23 protein-coding genes, 1 other RNA gene and 1 pseudogene are annotated in these 24,921 nt (G+C 64.1%); 11 read left to right on the forward strand and 14 right to left on the reverse strand.

Annotated features, from left to right (window positions below):
- Positions 1-39 precede the first annotated feature (39 nt).
- The 4 genes from U873_RS0125405 to U873_RS0125420 form a co-directional block, all read right to left on the reverse strand.
- The gene (locus U873_RS0125405) at positions 40-1,158 is read right to left on the reverse strand and encodes an ABC transporter permease (protein WP_025130920.1); all 1,119 of its coding nucleotides are present in this window, start codon (positions 1,156-1,158) and stop codon (positions 40-42) included.
- Positions 1,158-3,881, reverse strand: coding sequence for a ribosome-associated ATPase/putative transporter RbbA (gene rbbA / locus U873_RS0125410; RefSeq protein ID WP_025130921.1), 2,724 nt, complete (start codon positions 3,879-3,881; stop codon positions 1,158-1,160). The genes U873_RS0125405 and rbbA overlap by 1 nt, the downstream gene beginning before the upstream one ends.
- Positions 3,878-4,843, reverse strand: coding sequence for an HlyD family secretion protein (locus U873_RS0125415; RefSeq protein ID WP_025130922.1), 966 nt, complete (start codon positions 4,841-4,843; stop codon positions 3,878-3,880). Before U873_RS0125415 ends, rbbA begins: the two co-directional genes overlap by 4 nt.
- Before the next feature lie 185 nt (positions 4,844-5,028).
- Complete coding sequence (locus U873_RS0125420; RefSeq protein WP_025130923.1) at positions 5,029-5,478, reverse strand: EVE domain-containing protein; 450 nt, start codon at positions 5,476-5,478, stop codon at positions 5,029-5,031.
- Between the two features lie 197 nt (positions 5,479-5,675).
- Here U873_RS0125420 and U873_RS37005 point away from each other — a divergent pair, with 197 nt between their 5' ends.
- A complete protein-coding gene (locus U873_RS37005) occupies positions 5,676-5,825 on the forward strand; it encodes a hypothetical protein (RefSeq protein WP_015637431.1) in 150 nt (49 codons plus the stop codon).
- Positions 5,826-5,858: 33 nt separating this feature from the next.
- On the opposite strand, the gene U873_RS0125430 is transcribed toward U873_RS37005, so the two are convergent.
- The 4 genes from U873_RS0125430 to U873_RS0125440 all read right to left on the reverse strand — a co-directional run bounded on the left by U873_RS0125430 (position 5,859) and on the right by U873_RS0125440 (position 7,286).
- Positions 5,859-6,464: a 5-formyltetrahydrofolate cyclo-ligase gene (locus tag U873_RS0125430; protein WP_025130924.1), complete on the reverse strand. Its 606-nt coding sequence runs from the start codon at positions 6,462-6,464 to the stop codon at positions 5,859-5,861.
- 90 nt (positions 6,465-6,554) lie between these two features.
- Positions 6,555-6,733, reverse strand: a non-coding RNA gene (gene ssrS / locus U873_RS34875) — 6S RNA.
- Between the two features lie 23 nt (positions 6,734-6,756).
- Positions 6,757-7,080: a cell division protein ZapA gene (locus U873_RS0125435; protein WP_025130925.1), complete on the reverse strand. Its 324-nt coding sequence runs from the start codon at positions 7,078-7,080 to the stop codon at positions 6,757-6,759.
- Positions 7,077-7,286, reverse strand: a complete 210-nt coding sequence (locus U873_RS0125440) for a TIGR02449 family protein (protein ID WP_011064144.1) — start codon at positions 7,284-7,286, stop codon at positions 7,077-7,079. Before U873_RS0125440 ends, U873_RS0125435 begins: the two co-directional genes overlap by 4 nt.
- 235 nt (positions 7,287-7,521) lie before the next feature.
- Here U873_RS0125440 and U873_RS0125445 point away from each other — a divergent pair, with 235 nt between their 5' ends.
- The 9 genes from U873_RS0125445 (at position 7,522) to gcvH (ending at position 16,894) form a co-directional block, all read left to right on the forward strand.
- On the forward strand, positions 7,522-8,079 hold the full coding sequence (locus tag U873_RS0125445; protein ID WP_025130926.1) for a YecA family protein: 558 nt from the start codon (positions 7,522-7,524) through the stop codon (positions 8,077-8,079).
- Positions 8,080-8,102: 23 nt separating this feature from the next.
- A complete protein-coding gene (pepP, locus tag U873_RS0125450) occupies positions 8,103-9,437 on the forward strand; it encodes a Xaa-Pro aminopeptidase (RefSeq protein WP_025130927.1) in 1,335 nt (444 codons plus the stop codon).
- Positions 9,434-10,621: a 2-octaprenyl-6-methoxyphenyl hydroxylase gene (ubiH, locus tag U873_RS0125455; protein WP_025130928.1), complete on the forward strand. Its 1,188-nt coding sequence runs from the start codon at positions 9,434-9,436 to the stop codon at positions 10,619-10,621. The genes pepP and ubiH overlap by 4 nt, the downstream gene beginning before the upstream one ends.
- Positions 10,614-11,099 (forward strand): DUF4442 domain-containing protein, encoded by a 486-nt coding sequence (locus U873_RS0125460; protein WP_025130929.1) that lies wholly within the window; start codon positions 10,614-10,616, stop codon positions 11,097-11,099. The genes ubiH and U873_RS0125460 overlap by 8 nt, the downstream gene beginning before the upstream one ends.
- Before the next feature lie 9 nt (positions 11,100-11,108).
- Positions 11,109-12,326, forward strand: coding sequence for a 2-octaprenyl-3-methyl-6-methoxy-1,4-benzoquinol hydroxylase (locus tag U873_RS0125465; protein ID WP_177330317.1), 1,218 nt, complete (start codon positions 11,109-11,111; stop codon positions 12,324-12,326).
- Between the two features lie 138 nt (positions 12,327-12,464).
- Positions 12,465-13,466 (forward strand): extracellular solute-binding protein, encoded by a 1,002-nt coding sequence (locus tag U873_RS0125470; protein ID WP_025130931.1) that lies wholly within the window; start codon positions 12,465-12,467, stop codon positions 13,464-13,466.
- 138 nt (positions 13,467-13,604) lie between these two features.
- Positions 13,605-15,221 (forward strand): iron ABC transporter permease, encoded by a 1,617-nt coding sequence (locus U873_RS0125475; RefSeq protein ID WP_025130932.1) that lies wholly within the window; start codon positions 13,605-13,607, stop codon positions 15,219-15,221.
- Between the two features lie 154 nt (positions 15,222-15,375).
- Positions 15,376-16,458 carry a glycine cleavage system aminomethyltransferase GcvT gene (gene gcvT / locus U873_RS0125480; RefSeq protein ID WP_025130933.1) on the forward strand — a complete coding sequence of 361 codons (1,083 nt, stop codon included), beginning with the start codon at positions 15,376-15,378 and terminating at the stop codon, positions 16,456-16,458.
- A gap of 52 nt (positions 16,459-16,510) precedes the next feature.
- A complete protein-coding gene (gene gcvH, locus U873_RS0125485) occupies positions 16,511-16,894 on the forward strand; it encodes a glycine cleavage system protein GcvH (RefSeq protein WP_025130934.1) in 384 nt (127 codons plus the stop codon).
- A 71-nt stretch (positions 16,895-16,965) separates the two neighbouring features.
- Here gcvH and U873_RS0125490 read toward each other — a convergent pair whose 3' ends face one another.
- Positions 16,966-18,105: a DegT/DnrJ/EryC1/StrS aminotransferase family protein gene (locus U873_RS0125490; RefSeq protein WP_025130935.1), complete on the reverse strand. Its 1,140-nt coding sequence runs from the start codon at positions 18,103-18,105 to the stop codon at positions 16,966-16,968.
- Positions 18,106-18,296: 191 nt separating this feature from the next.
- Here U873_RS0125490 and gcvP point away from each other — a divergent pair, with 191 nt between their 5' ends.
- The gene (gcvP, locus tag U873_RS0125495) at positions 18,297-21,176 is read left to right on the forward strand and encodes an aminomethyl-transferring glycine dehydrogenase (protein WP_025130936.1); all 2,880 of its coding nucleotides are present in this window, start codon (positions 18,297-18,299) and stop codon (positions 21,174-21,176) included.
- 233 nt (positions 21,177-21,409) lie between these two features.
- Here gcvP and U873_RS0125500 read toward each other — a convergent pair whose 3' ends face one another.
- The 5 genes and pseudogenes from U873_RS0125500 to U873_RS37730 all read right to left on the reverse strand — a co-directional run.
- Complete coding sequence (locus U873_RS0125500; RefSeq protein WP_025130937.1) at positions 21,410-21,727, reverse strand: DUF2388 domain-containing protein; 318 nt, start codon at positions 21,725-21,727, stop codon at positions 21,410-21,412.
- 70 nt (positions 21,728-21,797) lie between these two features.
- The gene (locus tag U873_RS0125505; RefSeq protein WP_025130938.1) at positions 21,798-22,247 is read right to left on the reverse strand and encodes an NfeD family protein; all 450 of its coding nucleotides are present in this window, start codon (positions 22,245-22,247) and stop codon (positions 21,798-21,800) included.
- 10 nt (positions 22,248-22,257) lie between these two features.
- Positions 22,258-23,178, reverse strand: coding sequence for an SPFH domain-containing protein (locus U873_RS0125510; RefSeq protein WP_025130939.1), 921 nt, complete (start codon positions 23,176-23,178; stop codon positions 22,258-22,260).
- 126 nt (positions 23,179-23,304) lie between these two features.
- Positions 23,305-24,168 carry a methyl-accepting chemotaxis protein gene (locus tag U873_RS37725; protein WP_370505726.1) on the reverse strand — a complete coding sequence of 288 codons (864 nt, stop codon included), beginning with the start codon at positions 24,166-24,168 and terminating at the stop codon, positions 23,305-23,307.
- Positions 24,160-24,912, reverse strand: a pseudogene (locus U873_RS37730) (HAMP domain-containing protein); the annotation flags it as partial. The pseudogene U873_RS37730 and the gene U873_RS37725, both read right to left, overlap by 9 nt.
- Between the last annotated feature and the right edge of the window lie 9 nt (positions 24,913-24,921).

The raw sequence follows: 24,921 nt of genomic DNA on the forward strand, positions 1-24,921 counted from the left end.
GGCCCCTTCGCCGGCAAGCCGGCTCCTACGAGGTGTGGGTCATGAGGCCAGGCTCTTGCGAAAGCGTGCCAGGGCGATGGCGAAGAACAGCAGGCCGATGGTCGCCAGGGCCAGCAGGTCGGGCCAGACCACATTGACCCCGGCATCACGAAACAGGATCGCTGCACTGAGGCTGACAAAGTGCGTCGAGGGCGAGCCCTGCATCACCCATTGCAGCCACTGCGGCATGCTGTCCAGGGGGGTGCTGCCACCGGACAACAGCAGCATCGGGATGATCACCGGAATCGCCAACAGGCCGAACTGCGGAGTCGAGCGAGCCAATGTGGCGAGGAAGATGCCCAGGGCGGTGCTGGCGAACAGGTAGAGCGCGGTGACCATCAGGAACAATCCCATGGAGCCCGCCAGTGGCACCCCCAGCACGCCTTTGACTATCACCTCCAGCGACACCCAGGTGCACAGCACCACCACCAGCATATTGCTCCAGACCTTCGCCAGCATGATCTCCAGGGCTGTCAACGGCAGTACCAGCAGGTGGTCGAGGGTGCCGTGTTCCCGTTCACGCAGCAGCGCGGTGCCTGTGAGCACAATGGCCAGGATAGTGATGTTGTTGACGATCTGGATCACCGCCAGGAACCAGCCGCCTTGCAGGTTGGTATTGAACAGCGCGCGGGTGGTCAGAAGGGCCGGGGTCTGGCTCGTGGCATCCGCCTGATTGGCATAGTTGAGCAGCTCGCGCTGGAAGATCCGGCCAATGTAGCCGGCGCCCATGAAGGCCTGGCTCATGGCGGTGGCGTCGACGTTGACCTGGACTGCGGGCTGGCGCCCGGCCAGCAGATCGCTCTGGAAGTTGGCCGGCACATTGATCACGAAGGTGTACCGGCCACTGTCCATCACCGCGTCCAACTGGTCATAGGGCAGTGGCTCCGGAGCCTGGAACTCCGGGGGTTGCAGGGATTCGGTCAACTGGCGCGACAGCAGGCTGTGGTCTTCATCCACCACGGCCACGCTGGCGTTGTGCACCCCGATCACCGAGCCGGCGGCGGGCAGGTAGATGGCCACGGTGAAGGCGTACAGCAGGAACAGCAACAGGACGCTGTCGTGGCGCAGGCTGGTGAGCTCCTTCAGGCCCAGGCGCAGGATATGGGCAAGCCGATTCATCAGACCTCCTGCTTTTTCAACATGACCAGGCTGAGCCCGGTGAAGCCGAGGAAAAACCCGACCAGGGCCAGGCACTGGGGCCACAGCTCGCGCAGGTCGAGGGCTTTGGTGAAGGTGCCGACGGCGATATCGAGGAAATACCCGGCCGGGAACAGCTGCCCCATGATCGCTGCCGAACCGTCCAGGGACGAGCGCGGCACGATCAGCCCGGAGAACTGGATGGTCGGCAGGCTGGTGATGATCATGGTGCCGAGAATCGCCGCGATCTGGGTGCGGGTGAAGGCCGAGATCAGCAGCCCCATGCTGGTGGTGGCCAGCACGTAGAGCACGCCGCCCAGGGCCAGGGTCAGGCCGCTGCCCTTGAAGGGCACGCCGAACAGCCAGCGGTTCATCGCCACCAGCAACGCCAGGTTGATCAGGCTGACCGCCAGATAAGGTGCCTGCTTGCCCAAGAGAAACTCCAGGCGGGTCAGGGGTGTGGCGTAGAAGTTGGTGATCGAGCCCAGCTCCTTCTCGCGGACGATGCCCAGGGCCGTGAGCATGGCTGGGATGAAGGCCAGGATCAGTGCCATGACCCCGGGGCCGATGGCGTTGACGCTGACCACGTCCTGGTTGTACCTGAAGCGGGTTTCCAGCTTGGCTGCGGGCCTGGAGTTGAGGGCCGGGCTGCTCTGTTCCGCCAGCCGTTCCAGGTTGGCCTGGTGCACGGCCTCGACATAGTTGCGGCTGGTTTCCGCGCGAAACGGCATGCCGCCATCCAGCCAGGCGGCCACCGCCGGCTGGCGACCGGCATACAGGTCTCGGCCGAAGCCGGGCGGGATCTCCAGGGCCAGCTTGATGTCCGAGCGCTGCAGGCGCCGGTGCAATTCGGCGGAGCTGCGAATGAGCGGTTTTTCCTCGAAGTAGCGCGAGCTGCGAAAGGCCTCCAGGTAGGCGCGGCTTTGCGGCGTCTGGTCCTGGTCGTAGACGGCGAAGGCGAGTTTTTCCACATCCAGGGAAATGCCATAGCCGAAGATCACCATCATGAAGATCGCCCCCAGCAGGGCGAAGCCCAGGCGCACCTTGTCCCGCAGCAGTTCCTTGCCTTCCCGGGTGGCCACCGCCAGCAGGCGGGCCAGGCTCAGGCCCGAGCGGGGCGGCGCGATGGCGGTGGCGCTGGCCGGTGCCGTGGCCTCCGGAGGCGGTGGGCTGTCCGGTGCTCCCTGCGCCTCCTCCAGGCAGCGGACGAAGGCCGCCTCCAGAGTGTCGCCGGCAAACTGTTGCTGCAGCGCTGCCGGGGTGTCGCAAGCCAGTACCTTGCCTGCGTGCATCAGCGAGATGCGGTCGCAGCGTTGCGCCTCGTTCATGAAGTGGGTGGACAGGAAGATGGTCACGCCCTGTTCCCGGGACAGTTCGATCAGCAGGCGCCAGAAGTCGTCGCGGGCTGCCGGATCCACGCCGGAAGTGGGTTCGTCGAGGATCAGCACTTCCGGGCGGTGCAGCACCGCGACCGCCAGGGACAAGCGCTGGCGCAGGCCCAGGGGCAGGGCGCCGGACTGCTGTTCGGCAATCGCTCCGAGGTCGAAGCGCTGGATCAGTTCCTCGATGCGCGGAGCGCTTTCGGCGGTCGGCAGGTCGAACAGGCGAGCGTGCAGCTCCAGGTTCTGGCGCACGCTGAGCTCGCCATACAGGGAGAAACTCTGGGACATGAAACCGACCCGCTTGCGGGTGGCCAGGTCCTTGGCGTTCACCGGGTTGCCCAGCAGCTTGGCACTGCCTTCACTGGCCGGCATCAGCCCGGTGAGGACTTTCATGGTGGTGGTCTTGCCACAGCCATTGGAACCGAGGAAGCCGAAGATTTCCCCGCGGCCGATGGCGAAGCTGACCTTGTTGACTGCGGTGAAGTCGCCGAAACGCAGGGTCAGCTCGTGGGCTTCGATGGCGATGTCCTGGTTGTCGCTGCAGCGGGGCGGGATCACCAGTGACTGATTGTCATGGCCCGTGTCGCCCTGGAAATGGGTGAAGGCGTCATCCAGCTTGCCGCTGGGCGTCACTTGCGCCAGTTCCTGGCTCAGGCCCTGGGCAATCATCCGGCCCTGGTCGAGCATCAGGCAGTGTTCGAACTGCTCGGCCTCCTCCATGTAGGCGGTGGCCACCAGCAGGGTCAGTTGCGGGCGTTGCTGGCGCACGTCCTCCACCAGCTCCCAGAAACGCCGGCGCGAAAGCGGGTCGACCCCGGTGGTGGGTTCGTCGAGGATCAGCAGGTCCGGTTCGTGGATCAGCGCACAGCACAGGCCGAGTTTCTGTTTCATCCCGCCGGACAGCTTGCCCGCCGGACGTTCGGCGAAGCGCAGCAGATCAGTGGCCAGCAGCAGGCTGTGCATGCGCTGTTCGCACTCGTCCTTGGGCAGGCCGAACAGGGTCGCGAAGAAGCGGATGTTCTCGCTGATGGAGAGTTCGGGGTACAGGTTGCCCCCCAACCCCTGGGGCATGAAGGCGATGCGCGGGTAGAGGCTGCTGCGGTGGCGGCGCTGGGAAATGGCGCCGCCGAGCACTTGCAACTCGCCTTGCTGGAGTTTCTTGACCCCGGCAATCAGCCCGAGCAGGCTCGACTTGCCGGCGCCGTCGGGGCCGATCAGGCCGCAGCGGGTGCCCGCCGGCAGGCTGAAGCCGATGTCGATCAGGGCCTGCTGTGAGCCATAGCGATGGCTGAGCCCGCTGGCTTGCAGCGCCAGGGCGCTCATTTCAGGTTGGCCGGCCAGTCCACGGGAGCGGTGCGCACATAACCGGCGCCGGGCATTCCCGGTTTGGCCTGGGGCACGGCGGCGGGTTGAGTCAGGCGCACCTTGACCCGGAACACCAGCTTCTGGCGTTCGTCCCGGGTTTCCACCTCTTTGGGGGTGAACTGGGACTTGGCCGCGACGAAGCTGATCTTCGCCGGCAGGGGCTGGTTGGGCAGGGCGTCGAGGAGGATCCGCGACTCGTCGCCAACGGTCAGGCGGCCGGTGACCGAAGTCGGCAGGTAGAGGTTCATGTACTGGTCGTTGGGGTCGATCAGCAGCAGCACACGGCCGCCGGCGCCCAGCACTTCGCCGGGTTCGGCCAGGCGCAGTTGGATGATGCCGTCGATGGGCGCCCGCAGGCTGCTGTCGTCGATTTCGCTGGTGAGCTGGGCAACCTGGGCCTGGGCGGCGCCGATGGCGGCCTTCACTGCCGCGACCTGGGCCTGGGCAGCCAGCACCGCGGCGTTGCCGGTGTTCAGTCGGGCCTGCTGCTGATCGATGATCTGCTGGCTGGCGAAGCCGCGCTTGAACAGTTCCTGGGAGCGCTTGAGTTCCTGGTTGGCCAGCAGCAGTTCGCTCTGGCGCAGTTGCACATTGGCTTCTGCTGCGGACAGGTTTTCCCGGGCCCGCACCACCTCGGCCTCGGCCTGGCTGCGCTGGGCCTCCAGGGTGCGGGTGTCCATGCGCGCCAGCAACTGGCCCTGGAGCACCTTGTCGCCTTCATTGACCCGCACTTCTGCCAGGCGCCCGGGGATCTTGCTGGCGATCTGAACTTCGGTGGCCTCGAGTCGACCATTGCCCATGCTCAGCCCTTCGGGCAGGCGATCCTGCAGGGACTTCCAGTAACCGAAGCCACCGGCGGCAACCAACAGAATCAGGAGGGAAACAGCAAAAAGGCGGGAAGAACGGTGGTTCGTCGACATGTGTTCTGCGTCCTGCGGCAATAGCGTCCTAGTCTGACGAAGCAAGGCTCTTGCTAGCTTGATGCTCGTCAAATGAAAGGGCCAAGCCTAACCCTATTGTCCGCAGGCTGCATGGTGATCAGGACAAAAATGCGCTGAAGCCTGGGTCTTTGAGGCTGCGCTGTCCCGGCGCCCAGGGCTTGTACTCAACGCAGAGCGAGTATGGCCGCCCACTGATCGGCGCTGACCGGCATCACCGACAGGCGACTGCCTTTTTGCACCAGGGGCAACTCGGCGAGGGCTGATTGCTGCTTGAGGTAGTCCAGGCGCAGGACCTTGCCGAAGGTCTCCACATGGGCCACGTCGATCGCGCTCCAGGCGTTCTTCTCGGCACTGGACTTGGGGTCGAAATAGACGCTGTCCGGTTCCAGGGCGGTCGGGTCCGGGTAGGCGGCCCGAATGATCCGGCCAATGCCGGCGATACCCGGTTCCGGGCAGCTGGAGTGGTAGAAGAAGAATTCGTCGCCTACCGCCATGGCGCGCAGGAAGTTGCGCGCCTGGTAATTGCGCACTCCGTCCCAGCGGGCTTGGCCGAGGTGCTGCAAACCCTGGATCGAGAGCTCGTCGGGCTCGGATTTCATCAGCCAATAGGCCATCTTTCTTACCCTCCAAAGGGTGATTGGGCAGGTTGTCGGGCAATTTTATGACAAACCGACGGTCGGTTGACGTCAGCGTTTGCGTGTCGGTTCACGTTATCGCAGAATGCCGGGATTTTAAGCTTGACGCTGCTGCACGGGCCGTTGTTAGAACCGTTGCTGTCATCGTGTGTGACTTGCCCGAGGGGGGGCAATCGATGAAACGCCAACCGGATTTACTATGGATTTTGGTTATTTTGTTCGGTTTGGGCGTTGTGACCACCGGTTATGCGCAGAGCTTGTGGGCAAGCAAGACCGATGCCCCCATCGAAATCGCACAACAGCAGCCGCAGCCTTTCAAGCGCTGAACCATCTCGGGTGCCGCTGATCGAACGCGGCACCTATCGAGCGAAGTACCAGCCCCGATCCGTCACCGTTCCCTGCAAGGGTACATCCCAACTGGCCTGGTCCAGCTTTCCGACTTTCTGACATTCATGGGCCAGCCCCAGCAGCTTCGGCTTGCGCCAGTTCTGGCGCCGCGCAAGGTAGGCCAGGCTGCGGTCATAAAAGCCGCCACCCATCCCTAGGCGTCCACCTTCTTCATCAAAGCCAACCAGGGGCAGCAGCACCAGGTCCAGGGCCCAGACCTTGCGTTGCCGCGCGCAATTGACCCGGGGCTCGAGAATGCGAAAACGATTGGGCCGCAGCGTTTCTCCCGGGAGGATGCGTTGGAAAACCATCTTGGTCCGGGGCCAGGCGCTGAGCACCGGCAGGTAGGTGGCCTTGCCCCGGCGCTGGGCGGCACGCAGCAGCAGGCGCGGGTCGATTTCACCGTCGGTGGGCAGATACAGGGACAGGTGCCGGGCCCGACGAAACACCGGGTCCTGTGCCAGTTGGCGGTACAGGCCGAGGGCTGCCTGGCGTTGTTCGGCAGGGCTCAGGGCGCGACGGGCCTTGCGCAGCATGCGGCGAAGTTGCGGGCGGGAAAGCGGCGCAGGTTCGGTCATGAAAGAGGCTATGAGAAGGTCGGATTTGGCAGAACAGCCTACCCGGAAAAACCAATGCCAGCATGGATAACTGGCATTGGCTGACAATTCAGGCTCCCCAGGCGAACCGCTGTCGACTTAGCCCTTGAACCCGAAAGTTCAAGGCGGAAGATGCAGCAGGCTTTAAGGCTTTCCGTCTAGCGGACATGCACACCAGCCCAACGTGCAACTTCCAGGGTAGTGCGAATCGGCTCAGGGACATCGCCAACTGGCAAGCACCCCAGGGAGTGGCGGGAGTATACCGCAACCGCTGTCAGGAATCAGCTTTGCTTGTGTCCGAATCAGTGGCCAGGACCAGGTCGACACGCTCCAGCAGGTCGCGCACCTGTTCACGGGTTGTCGCATTGGCTTGCACGTCCGGGCGCTCCTGGCGGTGCAGCAGGTCGTGGGTGATGTTCAGCGCGGCCATGACCGCAATGCGATCGGCACCAATGACTTTGCCGCTGCTGCGGATCTCGCGCATCTTGCCGTCCAGGTAGCGGGCGGCGCTGACCAGGTTGCTGCGTTCTTCCTGGGGACAGATGATCGAATATTCTTTGTCGAGGATCTGCACGGTAACGCTATTGCTTGAACTCATGAGTCTTGCTCCAGGGCCTTGAGGCGCGAAATCATCGATTCGACCTTACGCCGGGCGATTTCGTTTTTTTCAATGAGGTGCGCGCGTTCCTCGCGCCAGGTCTTTTCCTGAGCTAATAAGAGTGCGTTTTGACTCTTTAGTTGCTCGACCCGGGTAATAAGCAGCTCGAGTCTGGCCATCAGTGCGTGCAGGTCGGTGTCTTCCATTGTGTCCCACTGAAGTTGGTCTGATGAGTGGCAACTGGCTGGGCAGCGTCTGGACGGGGTGAACAATCCTGGCGCATCGGGCGCTGTCCGGTCGGTAATCTGTCGGTCGCCCAAGGCCCTGCGGACCTCTGTAGCGGGGCGCAAGGCACAACACGGCGCTGGCAATGAATGATGACACGCCCTACGATACAAGGCCTTCATTCTAGACATTGCGCCGCCTGGCGCCTAGCTGCCCATGCCCATTCAGAATTCCCCGTATAACGCCTTCGCCACCCTGCTCAGCAGCAGCGGTCATCCTGTTTCCCCTGCCGAATTGCACGGCCTGTTGCTGGGGCGCAGTTGCGCCGGTGCCGGCTTTGAGGTCGATGGCTGGCTGGTGGACGCCGCCGAACTGCTCGAAGGCGAGCCGCAAGACAACGTACGCAACGCCTTGATTGGCCTGCAGGAAATGGTCAAGGGCGAGCTCACCAGCGATGACATGACCGTGGTCCTGCTGCTGCCCAGCGATGATGCGCCCCTGACCGAGCGTGCCGCGGCCCTGGGCCAGTGGTGCCAGGGGTTCCTCGCCGGTTTCGGCCTCAACTCCCGTGACAGCAGTGCCCTGAGCACGGAGGCCACGGAAGTGTTGCAGGACCTTGCAGCGATTGCCCAGGTGCAGGACGCCTTGGAAGAATCCGAGGACGGCGAAAGCGACTATATGGAAGTGATGGAGTACCTGCGGGTTGCCCCGTTGCTGCTGTTCACCGAAACCAACAAGACCGTTGCACCGGCTGCCAAGCCTTCTCTGCACTGATCGACAGGGAATTCTGTCTGCCCATGATTCATATCCCGAAATCGGAATACGGCCGTCGCCGCAGGGCGCTCATGGCGCAGATGGAACCCAACAGCATCGCGATCCTGCCGGCTGCGGCCGTGGCCATTCGCAATCGCGACGTGGAGCACGTCTACCGCCAGGACAGCGACTTCCAGTACCTCAGTGGCTTTCCCGAGCCCCAGGCCGTGATCGTGCTGATACCCGGTCGCGAGCATGGCGAGTACCTGCTGTTCTGCCGCGAGCGCAATGCCGAACGCGAGCTCTGGGACGGTCTGCGGGCCGGCCAGGAAGGAGCAATCCGTGACTACGGTGCCGATGATGCCTTCCCCATCACCGATATCGACGACATCCTCCCGGGCCTGATCGAAGGGCGTGACCGGGTCTACTCGGCCATGGGCAGCAACCCTGAGTTCGATCGCCACCTGATGGACTGGATCAACGTGATCCGCTCTAAAGCCCACCTTGGCGCCCAGCCACCGAACGAATTCGTTGCCCTGGATCATCTGCTGCACGACATGCGCCTGTATAAATCGGCGGCAGAAGTGAAGGTGATGCGCGAGGCGGCACGGATTTCCGCCCAGGCCCATATCCGGGCAATGCAGGCCAGCCGTGCCGGCCTGCATGAATTCAGCCTGGAGGCCGAACTGGATTACGAGTTCCGCAAGGGCGGGGCGAAGATGCCGGCCTATGGCTCCATCGTCGCGTCGGGGCGCAACAGTTGCATCCTGCATTACCAGCAGAATGACGCCGTGCTCAAGGACGGTGACCTGGTGCTGATCGACGCCGGTTGCGAGATCGATTGCTACGCCAGCGACATTACACGGACCTGGCCGGTCAATGGCAAGTTCTCGCCTGAGCAGCGGGCGATCTACGAGTTGGTGCTGGCTTCCCAGGAAGCGGCCTTTGCCGAGATTGCCCCGAACAAGCACTGGAACCAGGCCCATGAGGCAACGGTTCGGGTGATCACCGCCGGCCTGGTGACGCTCGGCCTGCTGCAAGGTGAGGTCGACGAGCTGATTGCCAGTGAGGCCTACAAGGCGTTTTACATGCACCGTGCCGGTCACTGGCTGGGCATGGATGTACATGATGTCGGCGAATACAGGGTCGGCGGCGAGTGGCGGGTGTTGGAGGTCGGCATGGCGCTGACCGTCGAACCGGGCATCTATATCTCCCCGGACAACCAGCAGGTAGCGAAGAAATGGCGCGGCATTGGCGTGCGCATCGAGGACGACGTGGTAGTGACCAAGCAGGGCTGTGAAATTCTGACCGGTGGCGTGCCCAAGCGTGTTGCCGAGATTGAGGCACTGATGGCCGCAGCCCAGGGTGGTGTGGCATGAACCGGGTCAATCTGGCGATCATTGGCGGCGGCCTGGTAGGCGCCAGCCTGGCCCTGGCGCTGCAGGCCGGAGCCAAGGCCCGGGGCTGGAAGATCGTGCTGATCGAGCCCTTTGCCCCGGGCGACAGCTTCCAGCCCAGCTACGACGCCCGCTCTTCGGCCCTGTCCTTCGGCGCCCGGCAGATCTATCAGCGCCTGGGCCTGTGGCAGTCGATTTCCCGACGCGCCGAGCCGATCAAGCAGATTCACGTGTCCGACCGTGGGCGGTTTTCCACCGCGCGCCTGTCGGCCATGGAAGAGGGTGTCCCGGCCCTGGGCTATGTAGTGGAAAACGCCTGGCTCGGCCAATGCCTGTGGCAGGGCCTGGACAAGGACGTGATCAGCTGGCGCTGCCCGGCCGAGGTCACTCGCCTGGAGCCGCTGCAAGGCGGTTATCGCCTGACCCTCAATGATGAAACCACCCTGGAATGCGACCTGGCGGTGCTCGCCGACGGCGGACGCTCCGGGCTGCGCGAGCAACTGGGCATCGGGGTCAAGCATCGCCCCTATAACCAGAGCGCGCTGATCGCCAACATCACCCCCAGCGAAGCCCACAATGGCATGGCGTTCGAGCGCTTTACCGATGACGGCCCGATGGCCTTGCTGCCGCTGCCGGAGAATCGCTGCGCACTGATCTGGACCCGCCAGGGCATGGATGCGCAGCGCCTGGCCGAGTTGGACGAGCGGGCTTTCCTCAGCGAGTTGCAGGGTGTGTTCGGCTATCGCCTGGGCACCCTCAAGCAAGTCGGCGCGCGGCACCTGTACCCACTGTCACTGGTAGAGGCCGAAGAACAGGTGCGTCCGCACCTGGTGGTGCTGGGCAATGCCGCCCACAGCCTGCATCCGATTGCCGGCCAGGGCTTCAACCTGTCATTGCGCGATGCCCAGGCTCTGGCGGATGCCTTGCTGGCCAGCGAGCGGACGCCGGGGGACTTCTCGGTGTTGCAGGCCTACCGCGAGCGCCAGCGCCTGGACCAGGACCTGACCGTGGGGTTCTCCGACCAGGTCACGCGATTGTTCGGCAGCAAGCTGCCTCTGCTGTCGGTGGGGCGCAATCTGGGCCTGCTGGGGCTGGACCTGCTGCCTCCGGCCAAGCGCTGGTTCGCCCGTCAGGCCATGGGCCTGGGTACCCGCCCGGATGCGTGACTGGTTGACCCGGCGTGTCGGCAAGGCACGTTTGTTGCGCTGGTTGCTCAGCCTGTACCCACCCTATCTGGGGGCGGGTGTGCGGGTGCGGCACATCAGCGAGGATTTCCGTGAAGCCCAGGTCGCCATGGGCTTGGGCTGGTACAACCGCAACTATGTCGGGACCCAGTTCGGCGGCAGCCTGTATTCGATGGTGGACCCGTTTTTCATGCTGATGCTGATGGAGAACCTGGGGCGCGACTACTTCGTCTGGGACAAGGCTGCGGCCATTGATTTCATCGCCCCGGGCAAGGGCCCGGTGTTCGCTCGGTTCAACATCGATCAGGCGTTGCTCGACGAGATCCGCCGGCAGACCGCCAATGGCGAGAAATACCTGCCGCAGTTGCAGGTGGAGATTCATGATGGCTCCGGCACCCTGGTGGCGCGGGTCGATAAAACCCTTTACGTGCGGCGCAAGCCGCAAGCGAGACAGGCCTAAAGCATGGAAATGCGCGCAGATGTGCTGATTGTCGGAGCCGGAATGGTCGGCAGTGCCTTGGCGTTGGCATTGCAGGGCAGCGGACTGGAAGTGCTGCTGCTCGATGGCGGCTCCCTGAGTGTCAAACCCTTCGATGCCCAGGCGCCGTTCGAGCCCCGAGTCAGCGCCTTGTCGGCGGCCAGCCAGCGGATCCTGCAGCGCCTGGGTGCCTGGGACGGGATCGCCCGGCGCCGCAGCAGCCCCTATTGCGACATGCAGGTCTGGGACGGCAGCGGCACCGGGCAGATCCACTTTTCGGCCGCCAGTGTGCATGCCGATGTCCTCGGGCATATCGTCGAGAACCGCGTGGTCCAGGATGCCTTGCTCGAGCGGCTGCATGAATGCGACATCGGCCTGCTGGCCAATGCGCGACTGGAGCAGATGCGCCGTTCCGGTGATGACTGGCTGCTGACCCTGGCCGACGGTCGGGTCCTGCGCGCGCCATTGGTGATCGCTGCCGATGGTGCCAACTCGGCCGTGCGCCGTCTCACCGGTTGCGCCACTCGCGAGTGGGATTACCTGCACCACGCCATCGTCACCAGCGTGCGCAGCAGCCAGCCTCACCAATTGACAGCCTGGCAGCGTTTTACCGACACCGGCCCGCTGGCGTTCCTGCCCCTGGTGCGGGACGGGCAGCACGATTGGTGCTCCATCGTCTGGTCCACCACGCCTGCTGAGGCCGAACGCCTGATGGCCCTGGACGACGAGGCATTCTGTGCCGAACTGGAGCGTGCCTTCGAAGGTCGACTGGGCACTGTGCTGGCCGCCGATCCAAGGCTCTGCGTGCCACTGCGCCAGCGGCATGCCAAGCGCTACGTGGCCGAAGGCCTGGCCCTGATCGGCGACGCCGCCCATACCATCCACCCGCTGGCGGGGCAGGGGGTCAACCTGGGCTTTCTCGATGCCGCGGTGCTGGCCGAGGTGCTGCTGCAAGCCGCCAGTCGTGGCGAGCGCCTGGCCGAGGTCAAGGTACTGAGCCGCTTCGAGCGTCGGCGCATGCCCCACAACCTGGCGCTGATGGCGGCCATGGAAGGCTTCGAGCGGCTGTTCCAGGCCGATCCGCTGCCAATGCGCTGGTTGCGCAATACCGGGCTCAAGGTGATCGACCAGATGCCCGAAGCCAAAGCCGTCTTCGTGCGCCAGGCCCTGGGCCTGAGTGGCGACCTGCCGGAACTGGCCAGGGCCTAGCCGGCGCCCGGCGCAGGGTGTCCTGTGCCCTGGCGCCCTCGCGCAACATCTGGTAACTCCTCAACGCCGGGTTCGGTTGAGATGGCAAATGGGAGTCCTTATCATTTCGCTTCACTTTGAAATCGAGAGACCGCTCCCATGTTGGCACCGAAGCGTCTACTGACCGCCCTGGCACTCACACTCATCGGCGGCACTGCCTACGCCGCCGATGAAGTCGTGGTCTACTCCTCGCGTATCGATGAGCTGATCAAGCCGGTATTCGATGCCTACACCCAAAAGACCGGGGTGAAGATCAAGTTCATCACCGACAAGGAAGCGCCGCTGATGCAGCGGATCAAGGCCGAGGGCGAGAACGCCACCGCCGACCTGTTGCTGACCGTGGACGCCGGCAACCTTTGGCAGGCCGAGCAGATGGGCATCCTGCAGCCGTTCACCTCCAAGGTCATCGACAGCAACATTCCTCTGCAATACCGCTCATCCAACCACGCCTGGACCGGCCTGAGCCTGCGGGCGCGGACCCTGGCCTACTCCACCGACCGGGTCAAGCCTTCCGAACTGACCACCTACGAAGCCCTGGCGGACAAGCAGTGGGAAGGCCGCCTGTGCCTGCGCACTGCGAAGAAGGTCTACAACCAGTCGCTGACCGCCACCCTGATCGAGACTCACGGCGCCGAAAAGACCGAAGAGATCATCAAGGGCTGGGTCAACAACCTGTCCACCGACGTGTTCTCCGATGACATCGCGGTGCTGGATGCGATCAACGCCGGGCAATGCGATGTCGGCATCGTCAACACCTACTACTACGGCCGCCTGCACAAGCAGAAGCCGAACCTGGCGGTGAAACTGTTCTGGCCGAACCAGGGCGACCGTGGAGTGCACGTCAACCTGTCGGGCATCGGCTTGACCCGGCATGCGCCGCACCCTGAAGCCGCCAAGGCCCTGGTGGAGTGGATGACCACGCCTGAAGCGCAGAAGATCTTCGCCGACGTCAACCAGGAGTTCCCGGCCAACCCGGCGGTGGCGCCTTCCGCGGAAGTGGCCAGCTGGGGCAAGTTCGTGGCGGACACCCTGCCGGTTGAAATTGCCGGCAAGCGCCAGGCCGAAGCGATCCGCTTGATGGACCGCGCTGGCTGGAACTGAGCCTGCCGTTATACTGCGCCCCGCTTTTGCGGGGCGTTTTCTTTCGCGGCTGGGCTGTTGGGACGAGGGAGCAAGCGCCCTTGCCATCCGCACAATCTGCAAGCGCCTTTGTCTGTTCCACCTGCCCGAGAGTTTTTTGTGGCCCATCCTGCCCAACGCCGCTGGTATCCCCTGGTCTTTGCCGTCGCGGCCCTGGTCCTGCTACCGCTGAGTGTGCTGCTGTTGTCCTGGCAGGCGATCGACCCGCAGATCTGGTCCCATCTATGGGATACGCAGATGCCACGGTTGTTGAGCAACACTCTGACCCTGGTACTGGGGGTCGGGCTTGGCGTCACGCTACTGGGGGTGAGCCTGGCCTGGCTCACCAGCCTCTGCGAATTCCCCGGGCGGCGCTGGCTGGACTGGGCGCTGATGCTGCCGTTCGCAATCCCGGCCTATGTACTGGCCTTTGTCTTTGTCGGCCTGCTGGATTTCTCCGGCCCGGTGCAAAGCCTGCTGCGAGAGTGGTTCGGCAGCGGCCTGCGCCTGCCCAGGGTGCGCTCCACCGGCGGGGTGGTCCTGGTACTGGTGCTGGTGTTCTATCCCTATGTCTACCTGCTGGCACGCAATGCTTTCCTGGCCCAGGGCAAGGGCCTGATGGAGGCCGCCCGGGTGCTCGGCCAGTCGCCCTGGCAAGCGTTCTGGCGGGTGGCGCTGCCCATGGCGCGACCGGCCATCAGTGCCGGGGTGGCCCTGGCGCTGATGGAAACCCTGGCGGATTTCGGCGCGGTGTCGGTGTTCAATTTCGATACCTTCACCACCGCCATCTACAAGACCTGGTACGGCTTCTTCAGCCTCTCCAGCGCTGCGCAACTGGCCAGCCTGTTGTTGCTGGCGGTGATGCTGGTGCTGTACGGCGAGCGACGTGCTCGGGGTGCCAGCCGCACGGGCAACGAGCGGCCCCGGGGCAAGGCCCTGTATCACTTGCAGGGGCTCAAGGCCGCGGCGGCCACGGGCTGGTGCCTGCTGGTGTTCGCCTGTGCCTTCGTGATCCCCCTGCTGCAATTGCTGGTGTGGTTCTGGCAGCGTGGGCGCTTTGATCTGGATGAGCGCTATGCCGGGCTGATCATCCACACCCTGTACCTGGGCGGCATGGCGGCGCTGATCACTGTCAGCGTGGCCCTGCTGCTGGCTTTTGCCCGGCGTCTGGCGCCGACCCGGGGCATTCGCGCCGGGGTCAGTCTGGCCAACCTGGGTTATGCCTTGCCCGGCTCGGTGCTGGCGGTGTCGATCATGCTGGCCTTCAGCTACCTGGATCGGGAGCTGGTGATTCCGTTGTCGGGGTGGTTGGGCGGGGCGGGCAAGCCGCTGTTGCTGGGCAGCCTGGCGGCGTTGCTGCTGGCGTATCTGGTGCGCTTCATCGCGGTGGCCTACGGGCCTCTGGAAAACAGCCTGGAGCGAATTCGCCCGTCATTGCCCGAAGCGGCTCGCAGTCTGGGGGTTGGCGGTCCACGACTGTTTTTCAAAGTGTATCTGCCGCTTCTGCTGCCCGGGACCTTGAGCGCGGCCTTGCTGGTGTTTGTCGATGTGCTCAAGGAAATGCCCGCCACCTTGCTGATGCGCCCGTTCGGCTGGGACACGCTGGCGGTGCGGATCTTCGAGATGACCAGTGAGGGGGAGTGGGCGCGTGCTTCATTGCCGGCGCTGACCCTGGTGCTGGTGGGGCTGCTACCGGTGATTGGGCTGATTCGTCGCTCGGCCCATCGAATCGGTTAGGTGCCAGCCCTCCACCTTGCGGCTACAATGCGCGGCATTCGGTGCGGTCTGTTGTTTGGCCGGGACGCTGAGATCGGCTGTAAGCCATACATATCAAGGCTTTCACCCTTGCAGCGCCAGTCCGCACCCTCGCCACGCCCGGAAGGAGAAACCCATGGGACAGCGTACGCCTCTGTATGACCTGCATCTCGCCCTCGGCGCGAAAATGGTCGATTTTGGCGGTTGGGATATGCCCTTGCACTACGGCTCGCAGGTCGAGGAACACCATCAGGTGCGACGTGATTGCGGTGTGTTCGATGTATCCCACATGACCGTGATCGATGTCGGCGGTGCCCAGGCCAAGGCCTGGCTCCAGCAGTTGCTGGCCAATGATGTCGAGCGCTTGCAGAGCCCCGGCCAGGCGCTGTACAGCACCATGCTCAATGAGCGCGGCGGTATCGTCGACGACATGATCGTCTACCGCCTTGAAGACGCCTATCGCCTGGTAGTCAACGCCGCCACCCGGGAGCAGGACCTGGCCTGGATGCAGGCGCAGCGTGGGGACTTCCAGGTGCAACTGCACGAACGCCCGGAGCTGGCCATGCTGGCGATCCAGGGCCCCCAGGCGCGCAGCCGGATCGCCGAGCTGGTGAGCCAGTCACGGGGCGCCCTGATTCAACAACTCAAGCCCTTCGAAGGCCGTTGCGATGGCGACTGGTTCATTGCCCGCACCGGCTACACCGGTGAGGACGGTCTGGAAATCGTCCTGCCCGCCGAGCAGGCCCCGGCATTCTTCAACGACCTGGTAGGGGCGGGGATCTCGCCCATCGGCCTGGGCGCCCGGGACACCCTGCGCCTGGAAGCCGGGATGAACCTCTATGGCCAGGACATTCACCAGGATGTATCGCCGCTGGCGGCGAACATGGCCTGGAGCATCGCCTGGGAACCGGCCTCGCGCAGATTCATCGGCCGTACTGCCCTGGAGGCCGAGCGAGCCGGTGGCGTGAAGCAGAAACTGGTCGGCCTGGTGCTGGAAGAGCGCGGGGTTTTACGGGCGCGCCAGGTGGTTCGTATCGCCGATGTTGGCGAAGGTGAGATCACCAGTGGTAGTTTCTCCCCTACGCTGAGCAAATCGATCGCACTGGCGCGGGTGCCGATGGCTACCGGCGACCGTGCCGAAGTGGAAATCCGTGGCAAGTGGTACCCGGTCCGGGTGGTCAAACCGACCTTCGTGCGCCATGGCAAGACCTTGATCTAACCCATTACAGCCGGCATTGCGCCGCTGACACTTATTCTTGAGGACACAGAACATGAGCGATATCCCTGCCCACCTGCGTTTTGCCGATAGTCACGAATGGGCCCGTCTGGAAGCCGACGGCAGTGTGACCGTGGGTATTAGCGATCACGCCCAGGAAGCCCTGGGCGACGTGGTGTTCGTCGAGCTGACGGAAGTCGGCACCGTGTTTGGGGCAGGGGACCAGGCCGGTGTGGTGGAGTCGGTGAAAGCCGCTTCCGACATCTACGCTCCGGTGGCCGGTGAAGTGATCGCGGTCAACGAAGAGCTCAGCGCCAGCCCCGAGCTGCTCAACAGCGATCCTTACGGTGCCTGGATCTTCAAGCTCAAGCCGAGCAACCCGGCTGATCTGGACAAGCTGCTGGACGCCGCAGGCTACCAGGCCGCCATCGGCGAATAAGCCCATGCCGCCAGCACGCCTGCCCGGATACGGGGACAGGCGTGCCGGCAGATGCTTCTGCAGCTCGGCCTTTAAGGCTGCAGCACCTCTTTTACCGCGGCCACCGCACGTTCCACATCGCCCTTGTTCATGGCGGTGAACATGGGCAACGAGACGATCAGTCGACCGACTCGCTCCGCCACCTTGAACATCCCCTCCTTGAAGCCGCGCTCGCGGTACAGGCTCAGCAAATGAATCGGCGGGTAGTGATAGCCGATGCCGATCCCCCGTTCCTGCATCTGCTCCATGAAGGTGGCACGGGCCGGCTTGCCGTCCTGGCGTTCGGGCAGCACCAGCTGGAACAGGTGCCAGTTGCTGTGGGTGAAGTCCGCCGGTGGCAACTGGGCGCCATAGCGGGCTTGGAAATCACTGCCAAAGCACTCGAAGTAATGCCGGGCCAATTCACGCCGGTGGGCGGTGATCGCTTCGATATGGGCAAACTGCCCCAGGCCGATGGCCGCCGCGACGTCGGTCATGTTGAACTTGCCCCCCAGCACATCCACGTCCAGACCGTCGAAGCCGGTGCGGGTGACCCCTTGCAGGCGGTACTTCTCGGCCAGGCGCACTTCCTCCGGGGTGTTCAGCACCAGGCAGCCGCCCTCGGACGAGGTGACGTTCTTGTTGGCCTGGAAACTGAAGGACACGAAATCGCCAGTGGCGCCGATTCGCTGACCGTCCCAGCTCGAGCCCAGGGCCTGGGCTGCGTCTTCCACGATCCGCAGGCCGTGTTTTTTGGCCAGGGCATAGAGGCGGCTCATGTCCACCGGCAAGCCGGCCAGGAACACCGGGATGATGGCCTTGGTACGGGGGGTGATGGCTGCCTCGACCTGGTCCAGATCGATGTTGCGCGTCACCGGATCGATGTCGGCGAACACTGGCGTGGCACCGACTTCGAGAATCACGTTGGCGGTGGCGACCCAGGAAATCGGCGTGGTGATGACTTCATCCCCAGGGCCGATACCTGCGATCCGCAGGGCGATTTCCATGGTGCAGGTGCCGGAGTTGAAGGTGCGCACCGGACGCCCGCCGAAGAATTCCGAGAGCTGGGCTTCAAAGGCCTGGACCTTGGGTCCGCTGGTGATCCATCCCGAGCGCAATACATCGCCGACGGTGGCGATGGTGGCTTCATCGATGGTGGGTTTGGAAAACGGCAGAAAAGGCAGTTGGCTCATGACGATGGGACACCCGATAGGCGGACGATGACAGCGTGGGTTGTGGCGCACCGGAGCGGGTGCGCTGGCGCCCTGCATGATGGTACCGATTGCCTCGGGATGCCAGTGCGTCGACCGGCGAAATCGGCTGCTATGCTGCTTTGCACCCTGTTGTATCGACGCCGAGCGCCGCTTATCGGAGAGAGCCTGTCATGTCCCAGTCGCCATCCCTGAGCCAGTTACGCGAGCCCAATGCATTTCTCCAGCGGCACCTGGGCCCTGATGCCGAAGAGCAGCAGGCCATGCTTGCCAGCCTCGGGCTGGGGAGCCGGGATGAGCTGATCGAACAGACCGTGCCGCCGGGCATTCGCCTGAATCGAGCCCTGGACCTGCCTCCGGCCCTGGATGAGCCGGCCGCCCTCGCCAGGCTCAAGGGCTATGCCGCACAGAACCAGGTCTGGACCAGCCTGATCGGCATGGGCTATCACGGCACCCTGACGCCGTCGGTGATCTTGCGCAACGTGCTGGAGAACCCCGGCTGGTACACCGCCTACACGCCTTACCAGCCCGAGATCGCCCAGGGCCGGCTCGAGGCCCTGCTGAACTTCCAGCAATTGACCATTGACCTCACCGGCCTCGACCTGGCCAACGCCTCGCTGCTGGACGAGGCCACTGCGGCGGCCGAAGCCATGGCCCTGGCCAAGCGCGTGGCCAAGTCCCGGAGCAATCTGTTCTTTGTCGATGAGCACTGCCATCCGCAGACCATCTCCGTGGTGCGCACCCGTGCCGAGGGTTTTGGTGTCGAGCTGGTCGTCGATGCTGTGGATAACCTGGCGGCCCATCAGGTGTTCGGCGCCTTGCTGCAATACCCCGATACCCATGGCGAGATCCGCGACCTGCGGCCGCTGATCGACCAGTTGCATGCCCAGCAGGCCCTGGCGTGCGTTGCAGCGGACCTGCTCGGCCTGCTGTTGCTGACTCCGCCGGGGGAACTGGGGGCCGATGTGGTCCTGGGGTCTTCCCAGCGTTTTGGCGTGCCCATGGGCTACGGCGGTCCTCATGCGGCATTCTTCGCCTGCCGCGACGAGTACAAGCGGGCGATGCCCGGGCGCATCATCGGTGTGTCCAGGGATGCCCGGGGCCAGGTGGCCCTGCGCATGGCCCTGCAAACCCGGGAGCAGCATATCCGCCGCGAGAAGGCCAACTCCAACATCTGTACCGCCCAGGTGCTGTTGGCCAATATCGCCAGCTTCTATGCGGTCTACCACGGGCCTGAAGGGCTCAAGCGCATTGCCCAGCGGGTGCACCGGCTGACCTGCATCCTCGCCGCCGGCCTTGAGCGCCACGGCATGGTGCGGATCAACCGGCATTTCTTCGACACCCTGACCCTGGATGTTGGCGGCAGCCAGACGGCCATCATCGAGAGCGCCAAGGCGCTGCAGATCAACCTGCGGATTCTCGGGCGCGGCCGGCTGGGGCTGAGTCTGGATGAGACTTGCGATGAGACCACTGTCGCCCGGCTGCTGGATGTGTTCCTCGGCGCCGACCATGGGCTGGACGTTGCCGAGCTGGATGCCGAAGCGCTGGAGTCGGGTCTTCCCGAGCACCTGTTGCGCCGCAGCCGCTACCTGACTCACCCGGTGTTTTCTGCCCATCGCAGCGAAACCGAAATGCTGCGCTACCTCAAGCAATTGGAAAACAAGGACCTGGCGCTCAACCAGTCGATGATCCCCCTGGGCTCCTGCACCATGAAGCTCAATGCCAGCAGCGAGATGATCCCCATCACCTGGCCGGAGTTCGCCAACCTGCATCCCTTTGCCCCAAGGGAGCAGGCTGCCGGCTACGGTGTGCTGATCGAAGAGCTGGAGCGCTGGTTGTGTGCCATCACCGGTTTCGATGCGATCTGCATGCAACCCAACTCCGGGGCCCAGGGTGAATACGCCGGGCTGCTGGCCATTCGTCGCTATCACGAGAGCCGTCACCAGGGCGAGCGGAGTATCTGCCTGATCCCGGCCTCGGCCCATGGCACCAACCCGGCTTCGGCGCAGATGGCCGGGATGCAGGTGGTGATCGTCGAGTGCGACGAAGCCGGCAACGTCGACCTGGACGACCTGCAAGCCAAGGCCCAGGCCGCGGGCAATCGCCTGTCCTGCCTGATGGCGACTTATCCTTCGACCCACGGCGTCTATGAAGAAGGCATCAGCCGCATCTGCGAAGTTATCCACAGCCACGGCGGCCAGGTGTACATGGACGGTGCCAACCTCAATGCCCAGGTGGGGCTGGCTCGGCCCGCAGACATCGGTGCCGATGTCTCCCACATGAACCTGCACAAGACCTTTTGCATTCCCCATGGCGGCGGCGGGCCGGGGATGGGGCCGATCGGCGTGCGCGCGCACCTGGCGCCTTTTGTTGCCAATCACCCGGTGGTGCCGCTCGACGGTCCGCTGGCGGAAAACGGCGCGGTCAGCGCAGCTCCCTGGGGGAGTGCGAGCATTCTGCCCATCAGCTGGATGTACATCGCCCTGATGGGGCCGCAACTGGCAGATGCCAGCGAGGTGGCAATCCTGGCAGCCAACTACCTGGCCGAACAGCTCAACGGAGCCTTTCCCGTGCTCTACAGCGGGCGCAATGGTCGGGTGGCCCACGAATGCATCCTCGATTTGCGCCCGCTCAAGGCCCTGACCGGCATCAGCGAGGAAGATGTGGCCAAGCGCCTGATGGACTACGGCTTCCATGCCCCGACCATGTCGTTTCCGGTGCCGGGTACGCTGATGGTGGAGCCCACGGAAAGCGAGTCCAAGGCCGAACTCGACCGGTTTATCGAGGCCATGCTGAACATTCGCGCGGAGATTGCCCAGGTACAGGAGGGCAACTGGCCTGCCGAGGACAATCCGCTCAAGGGCGCGCCCCACACGCTGGCGGACATCACCGGACTCTGGGAGCGGCCCTACAGCATCGAGCAGGCGGTGCTGCCCAGCGCCCACACCCGCGCCCACAAGTACTGGCCGACGGTGAACCGGGTGGACAACGTCTACGGTGACCGCAACCTTTTCTGCGCCTGTGTACCGCTGGACACCTACCGCGAGCCTTAGTCCCTCGCTTGTGGCCAGGGAGCTTGCTGGCGCTCGGTCGACCGGCTCCGGCGCGTAGCGGTCGCAAGCTCCGAGTCTGCGGCGGCCCTTGAGGCCTCAGTCATCTCCTCTGAAGGCGCCTGGCCTCGGTTGCACCCCGCATGCCTGGTGGCTTGCGAGGCCTTTTGTCGGGTGTTTTTCCGGCAAAAAAAATGCCGCTCATTCGAGCGGCATCATGATTTCCTTATGCGATGTCACTCCCCAGCCACCGCATTCTTGGCCAGGATCGCGTTGGCCAGCTCCATATCGGTGGCCTTGAGGCCGGGGTTGTCGGCACGAACTTTCTGCATGGCGGCTTCCAGATAGGGGCCGCGAATGCTGCCTTCACTGGCGACGAAGCTGCCGGCATCGTCCTGGGCGGCCACGATCAGCTTGTGGTCCTTGAAGGTCAGGTAGGTGGAGCCGGTGGTGGCACCGGAGGAAATGACGTTACGCCAGAAGGTGTCGGCCATTGCCGAACCAACGGGAAGAGAAAGCAGGGCAAGGGTAACGACAGCTATTTTCAGACGCATGATGGGTGACTCCAACTGGGGGGATCTGCACTGTTTGATTCTAGATAGCCTGGCGGAGTTCCGTGACCCATCAGTCAAGGTTTTCGACCAGCAGGACGGCCCCTTCCTGACCGGTCACCCGCACCCGGGCGCCCACGGGGGCATCGGCGCCCTTGGCGATCCACACGCCGTCGGCAACCTTGATCCGGCCGCGGCCGTCGACGATCGCCTGATGCACCACGAAGGTCTTGCCGATCAGTTCCTGGCCCCTCAGGTTCAGGTTGGGCTGGTCGCTGGGACGCGCCACGCTGCGCTGGCGTCGCCACCAGTACAGCGCCGTCATAACCGACAGCAGGCCGAACAAGAGGAACTGAACTTCCCATGACAAGCCGGGAATCAGGAAGGTCAGGACCCCCACGGCGGCGGCTGCCAGGCCGATCCACAGCAGATAGCCGCCGGCACCGAACACCTCGAATATCAGCAATACGGTGCCCAGGGCCAGCCAGTCCCAGAACGATAGTGCTTGCAGGAATGCCAACATGGATCGCGCCTCAGACCTTCTTGCCGTCGAACGTGGCTCTGACGATCTCGCCGATGCCGCCCACGGCGCCAATCACCTGGCTGGCCTCCAGCGGCATCAGGATCACTTTGCTGTTGTTGGCCGAGGCCAGCTTGCCCAGGGCATCGACGTACTTTTGGGCCACGAAATAGTTGATTGCCTGAACGTTGCCGTTGGCTATCGCCTCGGACACCACCTGAGTCGCTCGGGCCTCGGCCTCGGCCTGGCGCTCCCGGGCCTCGGATTCGAGGAAGGCTGCCTGGCGCTCGCCTTCGGCTTCCAGAATCTGCGCCTGCTTCTTGCCTTCGGCGGTCAGAATGGCTGCTGCCCGCAGCCCTTCGGCTTCGAGGATCTGTGCGCGCTTGACCCGCTCGGCCTTCATCTGCCCGGACATGGCCGCCATCAGGTCGGCGGGCGGGCTGATGTCCTTGATCTCGATCCGGGTGATCTTGATCCCCCAGGGCGCAGTGGCTTCGTCGACGGTGCGCAGGAGCTTCTCGTTGATCCCGTCACGCTGGCTGAGCATCGCATCCAGCTCCATGGAGCCGAGCACGGTGCGGATGTTGGTCTGCAGCAGGTTGCGGATGGCGTGCTCGAGGTTGTTGACCTCATAGGCCGCCTGGGCGGTATTGACCACCTGGAAGAAACACACGGCGTCGATCTGCACCGTGGCGTTGTCGGCGGTGATGACTTCCTGTGGCGGAATGTCGAGCACGCTTTCCATCACGTTGATCTTGCGTCCGATGCGGTCCATCACCGGAATGATGATGTTCAGCCCCGGCTTCAGGGTGTTGGTGTAGCGGCCGAAGCGTTCCACGGTCCATTGGTAGCCCTGGGGCACGACCTTGAAACCCATGAACACGATGGCCACGGCGAGGCCGACGAAAAGTAACAACACGCTTCCGATCTGCATAACATTCTCCTGCTCAGAGGTGATCAAGGGGCACAGGTGGGCGAGTGTACGGCGGCGCCCGGTCGTGCGCAGAGATACCGTGGCCCTTGTATCATCAGGACACACATCACCGGCGTGCCCGTGGCCTCACAGTTGGAAGCGGGTGACCGAGGTCTGCAAGGTGGCCACGGAGTTTTCCATCTGCTCGACGGTTTGGGTCAGCTCACGCATGGCCTGGCTGTTGCGCCGGGCTACCAGGCTGATCATCTCCACCCGTTGCGCCACTTCGCTACTGGCCTTGGACTGCTCGCCGATGGTGAGGGAAATCTCCTCCACCATCACCGCCGAGCGCTGGGCGCCCTGGCGGATCTCGTTGATCGAGGTGCCCGCCTGCTGGGCCATCTGGACCCCGTCGTTGACCCGGCTGACCCCGGTTTGCATGCTGTTCACGGCTTGTTCGGTGGTTTCCCGGATGCGTTCGATCATGCCGGTGATTTCCCGGGTGGACTGTGCGGTGCGGGCTGCCAGATTGCGCACTTCGTCAGCCACCACGGCGAACCCCCGGCCGGCTTCCCCGGCTCGGGCGGCTTCGATGGCGGCGTTCAGGGCCAGCAGGTTGGTCTGCTCGGCGATGCCGTTGATCACCTGGATGATCGAGTGGATCTCTTCTGAGGACTGGCCCAGGGCGGTGATGCTGCGGGAAGACTGGTTCACCGCCTCGGCAATATGGCTCATGCCGTCCACGACCCCGAGGATTACCTGGCCGCCGCTACCGGCCAGGGATTCGGACTGGGCGGCAATGCCCTGGGCATTGCGCGCGTGTTCGGCCACCTGGGCGATATTGCTGATCATCTGCTCCATGGCGGCGGCCATGTTGGTGGCGCCGTCGGCCTGCTCGCTGGCGCCGTCGGCAATGCTCAGCGACGTGTCGCTGAGGCTGTGGGAGCGGCCACGCAACTCTTCGCTTTCATGACGGATGGTGGTGATCATCTGCCGCAGGTTGTCTTGCATTTCTCCAAGGGCCTGTTGCAGTTGGCCGGCCTCGTCATGCCTGTCGACGCTGATGGGCGTGGTCAGGTTGCCCTGGGCAATGGCCCGGGCCGTGGCCACGGATTTTTCCAGGGGTTTGAGCACCCGGTTGAGCAGTTGCCGGGTCAACAGGGCCAGTGCCAGGGCGGCCAGCAGACTGCCGCCGATCAGCCACCAGGCGGCCTGGCGGACCGCACTTTCACTGAGTTCGCGGGTTTGGGCGGTGCTGGCTTCGATCTGGCTGCTGAGGGCGGCGTTGCGGCTCTCCACTTCGCTGAAGCGCTGGGAGAACTCCGGCATGTGCAGGCGCGCGGCCTGTGGGTCGTTGAGGGCCTGCCCGGCGATGTTCTCGGCGGCATGAATGTAGTTTTCCAGCACCGGTTGCAGCTCGGTGATGGCGTTGCGGATTTCCGGAGCCAGGGGCAACCTGGCGTTTTCCGCCAGGGCCTTGCGGAACCAGTCGCCGTGTTCGCGCAGGCTGTTGCGGACCTCATCGCCAGCGGCGGCATCGCCGGGCTGGCTGCTCAGGGCCTCCAGCACATCGGCCCGCAGGGCGTCGTGCATCATGTCGGCCTCCAGGTGGTTGCGCAGGGCGCTGGCGTTGAGCTCGTTGTCCACCAGTGCCCGCGCCAGGCGTGACTGGCCCCATAAACCCAGCCCGGCCACCAGGGCAATGGCCAGGAGGCTGACAACCCCGGTGGCGAGCATGTTTTGACGAATGTTCATACCGGGCTC

The organism is Pseudomonas sp. PH1b, from assembly GCF_000633395.1.
Taxonomy (GTDB): Bacteria; Pseudomonadota; Gammaproteobacteria; order Pseudomonadales; family Pseudomonadaceae; genus Aquipseudomonas.

Bases quoted from the DNA above. Each gene is read 5' to 3' on its own strand.
- U873_RS0125490 (WP_025130935.1), bottom strand. From the start codon at position 18,105: ATGAGCCAACTGCCTTTTCTGCCGTTTTCCAAACCCACCATCGATGAA.
- U873_RS0125405 (WP_025130920.1), bottom strand. From the start codon at position 1,158: ATGAATCGGCTTGCCCATATCCTGCGCCTGGGCCTGAAGGAGCTCACC.
- U873_RS0125465 (WP_177330317.1), top strand. From the start codon at position 11,109: ATGCGCGCAGATGTGCTGATTGTCGGAGCCGGAATGGTCGGCAGTGCC.
- rbbA (WP_025130921.1), bottom strand. From the start codon at position 3,881: ATGAGCGCCCTGGCGCTGCAAGCCAGCGGGCTCAGCCATCGCTATGGC.
- U873_RS37005 (WP_015637431.1), top strand. From the start codon at position 5,676: ATGAAACGCCAACCGGATTTACTATGGATTTTGGTTATTTTGTTCGGT.
- ubiH (WP_025130928.1), top strand. From the start codon at position 9,434: ATGAACCGGGTCAATCTGGCGATCATTGGCGGCGGCCTGGTAGGCGCC.
- U873_RS0125420 (WP_025130923.1), bottom strand. From the start codon at position 5,478: ATGGCCTATTGGCTGATGAAATCCGAGCCCGACGAGCTCTCGATCCAG.
- U873_RS37725 (WP_370505726.1), bottom strand. From the start codon at position 24,168: ATGCAAGACAACCTGCGGCAGATGATCACCACCATCCGTCATGAAAGC.
- U873_RS0125470 (WP_025130931.1), top strand. From the start codon at position 12,465: ATGTTGGCACCGAAGCGTCTACTGACCGCCCTGGCACTCACACTCATC.
- U873_RS0125430 (WP_025130924.1), bottom strand. From the start codon at position 6,464: ATGACCGAACCTGCGCCGCTTTCCCGCCCGCAACTTCGCCGCATGCTG.
- U873_RS0125440 (WP_011064144.1), bottom strand. From the start codon at position 7,286: ATGGAAGACACCGACCTGCACGCACTGATGGCCAGACTCGAGCTGCTT.
- U873_RS0125500 (WP_025130937.1), bottom strand. From the start codon at position 21,727: ATGCGTCTGAAAATAGCTGTCGTTACCCTTGCCCTGCTTTCTCTTCCC.
- gcvT (WP_025130933.1), top strand. From the start codon at position 15,376: ATGGGACAGCGTACGCCTCTGTATGACCTGCATCTCGCCCTCGGCGCG.
- pepP (WP_025130927.1), top strand. From the start codon at position 8,103: ATGATTCATATCCCGAAATCGGAATACGGCCGTCGCCGCAGGGCGCTC.
- U873_RS0125415 (WP_025130922.1), bottom strand. From the start codon at position 4,843: ATGTCGACGAACCACCGTTCTTCCCGCCTTTTTGCTGTTTCCCTCCTG.
- gcvP (WP_025130936.1), top strand. From the start codon at position 18,297: ATGTCCCAGTCGCCATCCCTGAGCCAGTTACGCGAGCCCAATGCATTT.
- U873_RS0125510 (WP_025130939.1), bottom strand. From the start codon at position 23,178: ATGCAGATCGGAAGCGTGTTGTTACTTTTCGTCGGCCTCGCCGTGGCC.
- gcvH (WP_025130934.1), top strand. From the start codon at position 16,511: ATGAGCGATATCCCTGCCCACCTGCGTTTTGCCGATAGTCACGAATGG.
- U873_RS0125435 (WP_025130925.1), bottom strand. From the start codon at position 7,080: ATGAGTTCAAGCAATAGCGTTACCGTGCAGATCCTCGACAAAGAATAT.
- U873_RS0125505 (WP_025130938.1), bottom strand. From the start codon at position 22,247: ATGTTGGCATTCCTGCAAGCACTATCGTTCTGGGACTGGCTGGCCCTG.
- U873_RS0125445 (WP_025130926.1), top strand. From the start codon at position 7,522: ATGCCCATTCAGAATTCCCCGTATAACGCCTTCGCCACCCTGCTCAGC.
- U873_RS0125460 (WP_025130929.1), top strand. From the start codon at position 10,614: ATGCGTGACTGGTTGACCCGGCGTGTCGGCAAGGCACGTTTGTTGCGC.